The sequence below is a fragment of the Catellatospora sp. NPDC049111 genome, assembly GCF_040648615.1.
GTDB lineage: Bacteria > Actinomycetota > Actinomycetes > Mycobacteriales > Micromonosporaceae > Catellatospora > Catellatospora aurea.
The window spans coordinates 46,780-57,075 of record NZ_JBEZEB010000054.1 but is presented as its reverse complement, the minus strand read 5'-3'; the positions used below and the strand labels follow the sequence as shown (position 1 = coordinate 57,075).

The following is a 10,296-nucleotide window of genomic DNA, read 5'->3' as shown; positions in this document are numbered from 1 at the left end:
TTCTGCGGTGGGGGCCGCCCCCCCGGGGGGGGCTTTCTGTTGGGGGAAACCCCCCCGCTGGGGCGCCGCGTGGGCGGATGTTCCCCCCAAACGCCACGCCGATCGGCGGCCGTCGGCGGGGGTGGGTGAGGATGGGGGCATGACGGCTGGGTTCTCGGGTGGTGATCCGCTTGTGGAGCGGATGCGCCCGTTCGGTACGACGATCTTCGCGACGATGTCGGCGCTCGCGGTGAAGACCGGGGCGGTCAACCTCGGGCAGGGCTTCCCGGACACGGACGGGCCCGCGGAGATGCTGGACGCGGCCGCCGCGGCGCTGCGCGGCGGGTTCAACCAGTACCCGCCGGGGCCGGGTCTACCGGTGCTGCGCGAGGCCGTCGCCGCGCACCAGCGCCGCTTCTGGGGGCTGGAGTACGACCCGGACGGCGAGGTCGTCGTCACCGCCGGTGCCACCGAGGCGATCGCGGCGGCGATCCTCGCCCTGTGCGAGCCGGGCGACGAGGTCGTCTGCTTCGAGCCCTACTACGACTCGTACGCCGCGAGCATCGCGCTGGCGCGGGCGACCCGACGCCCGGTGACACTGCGTCCCGGCCCCGACGGGCGCTACGCGCTCGACCCCGACCAGCTGCGCGCGGCGTTCGGGCCGCGCACCAGGCTCGTGCTGCTCAACTCGCCGCACAACCCGACCGGCAAGGTGTTCACCCGCGACGAATTGCAGCTGGTCGCCGACCTGTGCCAGGAGTTCGGCGCGTACGCCGTCACCGACGAGGTCTACGAGCACCTCGTCTTCGACGACGCCGGTTCGCCGCACGTCCCGCTGGCGTCGCTGCCCGGCATGCGCGAGCGCACCCTGCGCATCTCGTCGGCCGGCAAGACGTTCTCCTGCACCGGCTGGAAGGTCGGCTGGGCCAGCGGCCCGGCGTCGCTGGTCTCGGCGGTGCTGCGGGTCAAGCAGTTCCTCACCTTCGTCAACGCCGGCCCACTGCAACCCGCGGTCGCCGTGGCCCTGAACCTGCCCGATGCGTACTTCGCCGGTTTCACGACCGGTCTGCAGTCTCAGCGTGACCAGCTGCGCGCCGGGCTCGCCGACGCCGGGTTCGGCGTGCTCCAGGCCGAGGGCACCTACTTCATCACCACCGACATCCGCCCGCTCGGCGGCACCGACGGCGTCGAGTTCTGCCTCGGGCTGCCCGAGCGCAGCGGCGTCGTCGCGATCCCGTCGCAGGCCTTCTACGACGACAAGGACGCCGGCCGCCACCTGATCCGGTTCGCCTTCTGCAAACGCCCCGAGGTCATCGCCGACGCCGTGACCCGCCTCAAGTCCTGAACCCGGCTCACCGTGAACCGGGCCGCGCCTTCCGACCGCGACCGGCACTTTTGATCGACGCTGGCCTATTACGTTGACTTTTCGCGCTTCGGAGTCGATGTAATAGGCCATCGTCGATGCAATACGGGGCGGCCGACGCGCGCCCGGTCAGGGGACGAAGGAGAGGAACAGGAAGACGCCGAAGAGGGTCATGTGGACCATGCCCTGCATCAGCGTGGCGCGGCCGGGGGCGACGGTCAGGGTGGTGACGACGACGGTGATGACCAGCAGCACCATGTCCTTGGGGGTGAGGCCGAGGACCAGGGTGTCCTTCAGCCAGATGGAGGCCACCGCGATCGCGGGGATGGTCAGGCCGATGCTGGCCACGGCCGACCCGAGGGCCAGGTTGAAGCTCGTCTGGATCTTGTTACGGGCGGCGGCCCGGACAGCGGCGGCGGTCTCGGGGAGCAGCACCAGCAGGGCGATCACGACGCCCACCACGGCCCGCGGCGCGCCCGCCACGGCCACCACGTGCTCGATCGCCGGTGACTCGACCTTGGCCAGGCCGACCACGGCGACCAGGCACAGCAGCAGCATGAGCAGGCTGACCGCGGCGGCTTTGCGGCCGGGCGGGACGCCGTGGTCGTCGCCGTCGGTCTCCAGCGGCAGGAAGTAGTGGCGGTGCCGGATCGTCTGCACGAAGACGAACGCCGCGTACAGCACCAGGGAGGCGATGCCGGCGAAGGCGAGCTGCGGCCCGGAGTAGGTCGGCCCGGGACTGCTGGTGGTGAACGACGGCAGCACGAGGGCCAGTGCGGCGACGGTGCTGAGCGTGGCCAGCGTGGCGGTGACGCCTTCGACGTGGAACTCGACCTCGCGGTGGCGCAGCCCGCCGACCAGCAGGCACAGTCCGACCACGCCGTTGCACACGATCATGAAGGCGGCGAAGACGGTGTCTCTGGCCAGCGTGGACGGTCCGGGCGGGGCCGACGTCATCAGCATGATGATCAGGCCGACCTCGATGGCGGTGACCGCGACGGCGAGGATGAGCGTGCCGAACGGCTCGCCGACGTGGTGCGCGACGACCTCGGCGTGGTGCACGGCAACCACGACGGCGGCGACCAGCGCGATCCCGACGACCACCAGGCCCACACCGCCGACCTTGTGCCCCCAGGCCGCCACGAGCACGATCACGCATATCGGCGGGATCAGCGCCCACCACGACAGCGCGCGTGCGGCTTTGAGCATGTACCGAGGTTACGCGGACAAACCTCACCTACCGGCCATAATCCCTGCAACAGGGCGGTGGGCTGTGCCCGTACCGCGCGGTGGCACTAGATTCTGCGGGTGCTCTCCCGATCTCTGGCAGCCGTGCCGCTGCGCCTGACCGCCCTGGCCGCCGTGCTCGGACTCGCCGCCTGCGGCAGCACCGCCCCGGGCGCGGCCGGACCGTCCGATCCGGCCTTCGTGCTGCCCTCCGGCACGGCGGCGCCCTCGGCCTCCGCGACCGTGAGCCCCAGCGCGGCGGTGTCGGCCTCCCCCACCGCCGGGCCGTGCGGGATCTTCCCCGCGAGCAGCGTGTGGCGCGCCGACGTGTCGAAGCTGCCCGTGCACCGCTCCTCGGGCGCGCTGGTGAACAGCATCGGCGCGGGCGCGCACATGCACCCCGACTTCGGCTCGGGCCTGTGGGAGGGCGCACCGATCGGCATCCCCGTGACGGCGGTCAAGCCCGGCCAGAAGACCGTCAAGGTCAGCTTCGAGTACGCGGGCGAGAGCGACAAGGGCCCCTACCCCATCCCGGCCGACGCGAAGGTCGAGGGTGGGCGCGGCAGCGACGGCGACCGGCACGTCATCCTGTACGACGCCGCGGCCTGCAAGGTGTATGAGCTGTACGCGGCGTACCCGGCCGGCGCGGGCTGGCGGGCCGGCTCCGGCGCGATCTACGACCTGCGCTCCAACAAGCTGCGCCCGGCGGGCTGGACCTCGGCCGACGCCGCGGGACTGTCCATCTTCGCCGGGCTGGTCCGCTACGAGGAGGTCGCCGCCGGACGCATCACGCACGCGCTGCGCATCACCGTGCCCCGCTCCCGCAACAGCTACGTCTGGCCCGCCCGGCACGCCGCGTCCAGTTCGTCGGACGCCAACCTGCCGCCGATGGGCCTGCGGCTGCGCCTGAAGGCGAACGTCGACACCTCGAAGATGCCCAAGCAGGCCCGGATCATCGCCGAGGCGATGAAGAAGTACGGCGTGATCGTCGCCGACAACGGCTCGCCCTGGTACCTGTCCGGCGCGCCGGACGACCGCTGGTCCAACGACGCGCTGCGCGCGCTCAAGAACCTGCAGGGCTCCGACTTCGAGGCCGTCGACACGTCCGGGCTGATGGCCGACAAGAACTCCGGGGCGGTACGCGGATAACCCGGTCGCGGGGGCGGCGCGGGGCTGCCAGACTGCCCCGCCATGGGCAACTCGTACATGTACCCCGTGCTGCGCACCCCCGACCTCGCCGAGGCGTACGCCCTCGCACAGCGGCTGCTGCGGCTGGCGGAGCAGGTCGACGAGGTGGAGGTGTGGGCGACGACCACGGGCCCCGCGCTGCACCGCTACATGTCGCTGACCGAAGCCGGCCTGTCGGCGCGGACCCCGGTGTCGCGGTCGGCCGAGATGATCGCCGCCCTCGGGGCCCTGCTCCCCGACCCGGAGCGGCAGCTCTCCCGGGGACGCGACACGCTGTGGATCCACCGGCTGGATGTGCGGGCGGCCGAGCCCCTGCGCCACCTCGACGGCGTGCGGATCGACCTGTTCGTCGTGAGGGCGGTGCCCGGCGCCGTCGAGGAGCGGTTCCTGGCCGCGGTCGGCTCCGATGTGGGCTCCGTCTACTGGGACGTCGCATGGCCGGAGGTGGACGAGCTCGACCTGGACCTGTGCGTGAAATACGCCGGCGTCGAGATCACGGTGAACAGCGCCGAGCCGTTCGAAGAGCGTTACTCGGGCGACCACACCGTGTGGATCCACACCCGCGCGGACGGGAGGGCGCAGTGGCTGGCGAAGCGGGCCGGCGCGAAGGTGCTCGGCCTGTGGGTGCTCGGCAGGTAGTGGGACGGGCGGCCGGTCAGAGGACCGTCGCGGTGACCGTCGCGGGCAGGCCGAGGAATCGGCCGTGGTGGTCGGCGGCGGCCTGCACCGCCGCGGCCCGGTCAGGGTCGAGCGGGGCGTAGACCAGCGTCTCGATCGCGACCCCGGTCCGGCCGACGGTGCGTTTCCAGTGCCCCGCGACCTGGCTGTCGACGATCAGCACGCCGTTGTAGACGGGACGGTCCCAGCGCTGCCCGCCGCCCACGCCGGCGAGGTTGAGCAGGTGCTTGCTCTCGGTGTAGCCGACGATGTACTCGTCGTAGGCCTGGAGCAGGTGCGCCACGGGTCCGTCCGCGGGGACCGGCAGCACGGGCTCCCCCGCGTACCAGTAAGTCAGCCCGTCGACCTCCACGCTGCGCACCTGGTCGCGGACCATGTCCAGGCCGCGGCGGATCTCGGCCTGGGTGAGGCTGGACCACCAGCGGAAGTCCTTCACGGTGGCCGGGCCGTGGCTGCTGAAGTAACGCAGGGTCAGCTCCGCCAGCGCGGCGTCCGGGTCGAGCACCCGGGCCTGCGGCGCCCGCTCGGCCAGCAGCGCGTACGTGTGCTGCTTGCCCTTCATCGCGCCGCTGCAGATCAGGCCGTTGAGTTCGGCGTTCATCAGGATGTACGCCATCCGGAAGCCCTCGGTGCCGATGCCCGCCGCCTGGACCAGCGCGGTCAGCTCCTTGCGGGTCAGCTGCGCGCCGGTCAGCGCCTCGACCAGCAGCGCGTCGCAGCGGGCCCGAAGCTGCTCGTCGAGGCCGAGCTGCCGGTAGTAGTACGCGTTGAGCTGGTGCACCCGGGGGCCGGTCAGCGCCAGCACCCAGCCGATGTCCTCCCGGGTGACGAAGTGCCAGGTCGGCCGCAGCACGTGGGTACGCAGCAGCGCGCCGTCGGCGAAGTCATGGTGCACGCGGTCTTCGCGCGCGGCCGTGATGCGCTCGCCGAGCGACCAGGTCGCCGGGCCGTAGTCCTGCGACTGCACCGCGCCGAGCCTGCCGACCACGTCCCCGGGCGCGGCGTCGACGGGGGCGTGCAGGCCGAGGTTGTGCATCCGCCACGAGGCCAGAGCAAGTGCGTCCATCAGCGCCGATGCTAACCGCGCGGTACGACAAGGTCGCCCTCCTGCGGTGTCGTACGGCAGGATGACGGGGTGGAGCTGGAAGCCTTTCTGCGAACCGCCGAGGCGCTGCTCGCCGTGCCGTCGACCGCCGACCGCCCCGACCAGCTGCATCGCGCGCTGGACCTGGTCCTCGACACGGTCGGGCCGGGGTTCGCGGTGGAGCGGTTCGAGTCCGCGGGCAAGCCGAGCGCGCTGCTCTACCACGACACCGGCGCGGGCCGGCCGGAGTTCCGGGTGATCCTCAACGGGCACCTGGACGTGGTGCCCGCCACGCCGGACCAGTTCACGCCGCGCCGCGACGGCGAGCGCCTGTACGCCCGCGGCGCGCAGGACATGAAGATCTCGGCGCTGGTGATGGCGCAGGTGTTCGCCGAACTCGCGCCGACACTGCCGTACCCGCTGGCGCTGCAGCTGGTCACCGACGAGGAGATCGGCGGGCGCAACGGCACCCTGCACCAGTTGGAACAGGGAGTCGCCGGGCAGTTCGTGGTCATCGGCGAGTTCAGCGGCCTGGAGATCGTCACCGATTCGAAGGGCATTCTGCAGGCGCGGCTGACCGCGACGGGACGCGCGGCGCACAGCGCGTACCCGTGGCAGGGCGACAACGCGCTGCTGCGGCTGACGGGCGCGATCGCGGCGCTGCACGCGGCCTACCCGCTGCCGACCGCGGAGGCGTGGGCCACGACGGTGAACCTGGCCCGCCTGGACACCCCCAACACCGCGTTCAACCAGGTTCCGGCGATGGCCGAGGCCTGGCTGGACATCCGGTTCCCGCCCGGCGAGCCCGGCTTCGACGGACGCACCGCCGAGCAGATCGCCGCGCACCTGGGCGAGATCTGCGGGCCCGGTGTCACGGTGGCGGTCGAGCACGCCGACGCCCCGCACCACGCCGACCGGGACTCACCCGAGGTGCGCGCCCTGCAGCAGGCGGCGCGGGCCCAGGGCTACCCGGCGGGGTTCCTGCGCAAGCACGGGGCCGCCGACGGGCGCTTCTACTCCCAGCGCGGCGTCGACGCGGTGATCTTCGGCATCGGCGGCGCGGGCCTGCACGGCCCCGAGGAGTACGCCGACCTGACCTCGATCGTGCCGTACCACCGGGCCCTGCGCACGTTTCTCACCTCGATCTGACGGCCGGCGGACATCGACGGAACGGCGCTGGGAGAAGATGGCATCGTGACCGACGTACCGATCCGTGATGACATGATCCGCCTGGGCCAGTTCCTGAAGCTCGCCTCCGTGATCGACACCGGTGGCGAGGCGAAGCTGCGCATCGCCGCCGGTGAGGTGACCGTGAACGGCGAGGTGGAGGTGCGCCGCGGCCGCCAGCTGCACCGCGGCGACGTCGTCGTCATCGACGGGGAGCGGCTGCGCGTGGCCTGAGCTTGGTCGCCGCGGCCGCCGCCGCGAGCCCGAGCGCGAGTCCGAGCAGCAGGCGTGCGCCCGTGGTGTGCAGCAGGAACGCCCCGGGCAGCTGGGACGACAGCGCCGCCGCGGCGGCGGTGACCATGGCCGCTACGGTCCAGAACAGGGCGGGCCGCACCGGCCGGGCCGGTGGTGCGCCGTGCCAGGCACGCAGCAGCCGACGGCGGCCGACGTGCACGGCCAGTGCCAGTGCCGCGATCGCGCCGCCTGCGGTGGAGGCCAGGTCGAGTACCGGCGCGGGTTCGGTGACGCGGTCCCAGAGCAGGTGGCTCGCTGCGGCGAGCAGCGCCGACACCGCGCTGACCGCGAGCGCGGGCCGGGTCGCGCCGAGCACGCCGTAGTCGCGCAGCGCCAGCACGGCGGGCCGAGAGGGCAGGTGCGCGGCGACCACCGGCGCGGCCCGACGCACCAGCAACGCCCCGGCCAGCGTCACGGGCAGGCAGAACAGGAACAGGCCCGGCCACTGGTGCGACAGCGGGAAGACCGGCAGGCCCGACCCGTCGAGGGCGTACGCGAGGTCGGGTGAGGCCGCGCCGACGGTCAGCGCGACGCCGTCGAACCAGCGGGGACGCCACAGTTTCAGCGGCAGGGGCAGCGCGGCGTGCGAGGGGAACGTCAGCGGCACCGCCGCAGGCTAACCGCTCGTTTCCCGTCCCGCCGACCCGTAATGCATTTGTGGATCATGGTGGGCGGGGTCAGGATGGCGGGATGAGAATCCGTGCCGCCCTGCCCGACGACGCCCCGGCCGTGGTCGCCTTACGCGCGATCGTGTACCCGTACCTGGTGCGCGGGGTCGTCTCCACGCGGCAGATGATCGCCGAACCGCCGGCCGGCGACTGGACCGCGTTCGTGGTCGAGGACGGCGGCCGGATCGTGGGCTGGGCCTCGGCGTTCCGGAACGTCAGCTCGTCCGAGACCGGCTTCGGCGAGATCTCGCTGCTGCACGTGCACCCCGACCACCGCCGCCGCGGCGCGGGCACGCTCCTGTTCGACACCGCCGCCCGGCACCTGTCCGCGCTCGGCGTGCAGCGGGTGCGCACCTGGGCGCAGGCGGACTCGCTGGACTTCGCGCGCGGCCGCGGGTTCACCCCGAGCCGCGACCTGCGCTACTCGATGCTGGAGACCCGGCTCGCACCGCCCCCGCCCGCCCCGCCGGGCGGCGTCACCGTGGTCCCGCTGTCCGAGCTGGACGAGCGGGAGCTCTACACCGCATACGTCGCGGCCAGCTCCGACGAGCCCGGCGACATCCCCTCGGACGCGATCTCGTTCGACGACTGGTGCTACGAGGTGTGGAACAACCTCGGCCTGGACAAGGACGCCAGCGTCGCGGCCGTCGACGGCGCCGACATCGTGGCGTTCACGCTGGTCAAGCGCGACGGGGAACGGATGTGGTCGGACATGACCGCGACGCTGCCCGAGCACCGCGGCCGCGGCCTGGCCCGGCTGGCCAAGACCGTGGCGCTGCAGCGGGCCGCCGCCGGTGGCGTGACGGTCGCGTACACCTCCAACGACGAGTCGAACGCGCCGATGCTCGCCGTCAACGCCCGCCTGGGCTACCAGCCGGTCGCTGCCCAGTGGTCCTGCCTGGGCGTCCTCCAAGGTTCGTAGGCACACGACGCGGTCGTGCCGGTGACGAGCACCCGGCACGACCGCGTCCCCCCGTTGCGTCTCAGGTCAGTTCTTGTCGTACTCGTCGTGCCGCCGCCACCAGAAACCCTGCTCGTTGCGGCCGAGCGGGGCGCGGTCGAGCCACTGGTACATGCCCCACAGCGCGTCCACGCCGCGCTCGTAGGTCGAGTACGTGTGGTAGACGACGCCGTCGTCCAGCACGAACGCGCTCATGCCCGGACCCTGCTGCCGGTAGGTCGGCCAGTCCACGCCGACCGACGCCGAGATCTGCGTCATCATCGGGTGCAGGTCGGTCGCGCCGATCGGGGTCACCTCCATCGCGCGGAAGTTGTAGTCGACCGTGCCCGTCCGCCATTCCTGCTCGGTGTGCGTGACGTGGTAGTCGTGGTTGAAGTCGCCCCCGTTGGACGACGCCCACGGGAAGCTCCACCCCATGCGCTTCTTGTAGTCCTGGAGTTTCGCCAGCGGGGCCTGCGACACGGCGCACAGGGTCACGTCGTGGTTGGCCAGGTGCACCACCGAACCGTCGAAGCCGTCCGCGATCGCCGAGCAGGACGGGCAGCCCGCCTGGTAGTCGGGGCCGAACATGAAGTGGTACACGAGCAGCTGCGAGCGCCCCGCGAACAGGTCGGCCAGCGAGGCGTCGCCGTCGTCGGTCGCGAAGCGGTACTCCTTGTCCACGCGTACCCACGGCAGGTCCTGGCGCTGCCGCGCCACCTCGTCGCTGCGCCGGGTCAGCTCCTTCTCCGCCGTCAGCAGCTCCAGCCGGGCCGCGAGCCACTCCTGCCTGGTGCCTGTCCTGTGGTCGATCATCATTGCTCACCTCTTCTGTCGTCAGTGGTGCGAGCGGTGGTGGCCGCCGCGGGCGCGCCCGCCTCCCCTGCGGTCGCTTCGTGCTCCGCCGCTTCGGCGAGGCGTTTGATGGTCGCCAGGCGGCGGTCCCAGTCGGAGGCGAGCGCCGCCATCCACCGGGCCGTCGCGGTCAGCGCCGCCGGACGCACCGCGTACCGCACCTCGCGCCCGGCCCGGCGACCGGTGACCAGGCCGGCCGTGTCCAGCACGGCGAGGTGCTTGACGATGGCCTGCCGCGAGATGGGAAGGTGCTCGGCGAGCGTCGTCGCGGTCGGCTCGCCCAGCACGGCGAGCAGGTCGAGCAGCTGCCGCCGGGTCGGGTCGGCGAGGGCCGCCAGTACGGCGTCGACCGGCGAGACGTCGCCGTGGTGCTGGTCTGTCACACGGAGGATTCTTCCGCCCGTGCCTTGAGCGCCTCCAGCTCCAGCGGCCAGCCGCCCGAGTTGTCCCGGTGCGCACCACTGCGCTGCTCCTCGGGCGCGGCCAGCGCCGCGAAGCCGCTCTCCACCACACGCAGGCGGGTCTTCTTCGCGCCCTCCGCGATCAGCGTGAACTCGACCAGGGTGCTGTTGTCGTCGCGCAGCTCCTCGCCCGGGAAGGCACTGGCCCAGCGGTACGCGAGGTAGTGCGGCGGATCGACCTTCTCCACGCGGACCGGGAAGTCGCCGTGGTGCGGGTTCTTCGCGACCATCGACTCCCCCGCCACGGCCACGGTGCCGGGCAGGCTCGCCTTGTCGGCCACCCAGAACCCGGGCTGGGCGACCAGCGTCCAGACCCGCTCCAGGGACGCCTCGATCAGGGTCTCGCGCTCGATCCGGTCCTCGCTCATGAAACAGGCTCCTTCAACGCCGTC

12 protein-coding genes are annotated in these 10,296 nt (G+C 72.3%); 6 read left to right on the top strand and 6 right to left on the bottom strand.

Going from position 1 to position 10,296, the window contains the following annotated elements:
* Window positions 1-139 precede the first annotated feature (139 nt).
* Complete coding sequence (locus AB0B66_RS39560; protein WP_360540042.1) at window positions 140-1,324, top strand: pyridoxal phosphate-dependent aminotransferase; 1,185 nt, start codon at window positions 140-142, stop codon at window positions 1,322-1,324.
* A gap of 147 nt (window positions 1,325-1,471) precedes the next feature.
* Here the strand turns inward: AB0B66_RS39560 and AB0B66_RS39555 are convergent, their stop codons facing one another.
* Entirely contained in the window at window positions 1,472-2,551 is a 1,080-nt protein-coding gene (locus AB0B66_RS39555; protein ID WP_360540040.1) for an ionic transporter y4hA, read from the bottom strand.
* A 99-nt stretch (window positions 2,552-2,650) separates the two neighbouring features.
* Here AB0B66_RS39555 and AB0B66_RS39550 point away from each other — a divergent pair, with 99 nt between their 5' ends.
* Complete coding sequence (locus AB0B66_RS39550) at window positions 2,651-3,718, top strand: hypothetical protein (protein ID WP_360540038.1); 1,068 nt, start codon at window positions 2,651-2,653, stop codon at window positions 3,716-3,718.
* Between the two features lie 42 nt (window positions 3,719-3,760).
* A complete protein-coding gene (locus tag AB0B66_RS39545; RefSeq protein ID WP_360540036.1) occupies window positions 3,761-4,396 on the top strand; it encodes a hypothetical protein in 636 nt (211 codons plus the stop codon).
* Window positions 4,397-4,412: 16 nt separating this feature from the next.
* Here AB0B66_RS39545 and AB0B66_RS39540 read toward each other — a convergent pair whose 3' ends face one another.
* Window positions 4,413-5,501, bottom strand: a complete 1,089-nt coding sequence (locus AB0B66_RS39540) for a winged helix DNA-binding domain-containing protein (protein WP_360540034.1) — start codon at window positions 5,499-5,501, stop codon at window positions 4,413-4,415.
* Between the two features lie 69 nt (window positions 5,502-5,570).
* Between AB0B66_RS39540 and AB0B66_RS39535 the strand changes: the two genes are divergently transcribed.
* Both AB0B66_RS39535 and AB0B66_RS39530 read left to right on the top strand, forming a co-directional pair.
* Window positions 5,571-6,668 (top strand): M20/M25/M40 family metallo-hydrolase, encoded by a 1,098-nt coding sequence (locus tag AB0B66_RS39535; RefSeq protein WP_360540032.1) that lies wholly within the window; start codon window positions 5,571-5,573, stop codon window positions 6,666-6,668.
* Window positions 6,669-6,740: 72 nt separating this feature from the next.
* On the top strand, window positions 6,741-6,920 hold the full coding sequence (locus AB0B66_RS39530; RefSeq protein WP_360540050.1) for an RNA-binding S4 domain-containing protein: 180 nt from the start codon (window positions 6,741-6,743) through the stop codon (window positions 6,918-6,920).
* Here the strand turns inward: AB0B66_RS39530 and AB0B66_RS39525 are convergent.
* Window positions 6,889-7,587, bottom strand: coding sequence for a DUF4184 family protein (locus tag AB0B66_RS39525; protein WP_360540030.1), 699 nt, complete (start codon window positions 7,585-7,587; stop codon window positions 6,889-6,891). The two genes, AB0B66_RS39530 and AB0B66_RS39525, sit on opposite strands and share 32 nt — an antisense overlap.
* A gap of 83 nt (window positions 7,588-7,670) precedes the next feature.
* Here AB0B66_RS39525 and AB0B66_RS39520 point away from each other — a divergent pair, with 83 nt between their 5' ends.
* The gene (locus tag AB0B66_RS39520) at window positions 7,671-8,570 is read left to right on the top strand and encodes a GNAT family N-acetyltransferase (protein WP_360540028.1); all 900 of its coding nucleotides are present in this window, start codon (window positions 7,671-7,673) and stop codon (window positions 8,568-8,570) included.
* A gap of 66 nt (window positions 8,571-8,636) precedes the next feature.
* On the opposite strand, the gene AB0B66_RS39515 is transcribed toward AB0B66_RS39520, so the two are convergent.
* Genes AB0B66_RS39515 through AB0B66_RS39505 form a run of 3 tightly spaced genes read right to left on the bottom strand, consistent with a single transcriptional unit; the run spans window position 8,637 to window position 10,272 of the window.
* Entirely contained in the window at window positions 8,637-9,404 is a 768-nt protein-coding gene (locus AB0B66_RS39515) for a DUF899 domain-containing protein (protein WP_360540026.1), read from the bottom strand.
* The gene (locus AB0B66_RS39510) at window positions 9,404-9,826 is read right to left on the bottom strand and encodes a metalloregulator ArsR/SmtB family transcription factor (RefSeq protein ID WP_360540024.1); all 423 of its coding nucleotides are present in this window, start codon (window positions 9,824-9,826) and stop codon (window positions 9,404-9,406) included. The genes AB0B66_RS39515 and AB0B66_RS39510 overlap by 1 nt, the downstream gene beginning before the upstream one ends.
* On the bottom strand, window positions 9,823-10,272 hold the full coding sequence (locus AB0B66_RS39505; protein WP_360540022.1) for an SRPBCC domain-containing protein: 450 nt from the start codon (window positions 10,270-10,272) through the stop codon (window positions 9,823-9,825). The genes AB0B66_RS39510 and AB0B66_RS39505 overlap by 4 nt, the downstream gene beginning before the upstream one ends.
* Window positions 10,273-10,296 lie beyond the last annotated feature (24 nt).

Bases quoted from the DNA above. Each gene is read 5' to 3' on its own strand.
- AB0B66_RS39560 (WP_360540042.1), top strand. From the start codon at position 140: ATGACGGCTGGGTTCTCGGGTGGTGATCCGCTTGTGGAGCGGATGCGC.
- AB0B66_RS39555 (WP_360540040.1), bottom strand. From the start codon at position 2,551: ATGCTCAAAGCCGCACGCGCGCTGTCGTGGTGGGCGCTGATCCCGCCG.
- AB0B66_RS39545 (WP_360540036.1), top strand. From the start codon at position 3,761: ATGGGCAACTCGTACATGTACCCCGTGCTGCGCACCCCCGACCTCGCC.
- AB0B66_RS39540 (WP_360540034.1), bottom strand. From the start codon at position 5,501: ATGGACGCACTTGCTCTGGCCTCGTGGCGGATGCACAACCTCGGCCTG.
- AB0B66_RS39530 (WP_360540050.1), top strand. From the start codon at position 6,741: ATGATCCGCCTGGGCCAGTTCCTGAAGCTCGCCTCCGTGATCGACACC.
- AB0B66_RS39520 (WP_360540028.1), top strand. From the start codon at position 7,671: ATGAGAATCCGTGCCGCCCTGCCCGACGACGCCCCGGCCGTGGTCGCC.
- AB0B66_RS39515 (WP_360540026.1), bottom strand. From the start codon at position 9,404: ATGATCGACCACAGGACAGGCACCAGGCAGGAGTGGCTCGCGGCCCGG.
- AB0B66_RS39505 (WP_360540022.1), bottom strand. From the start codon at position 10,272: ATGAGCGAGGACCGGATCGAGCGCGAGACCCTGATCGAGGCGTCCCTG.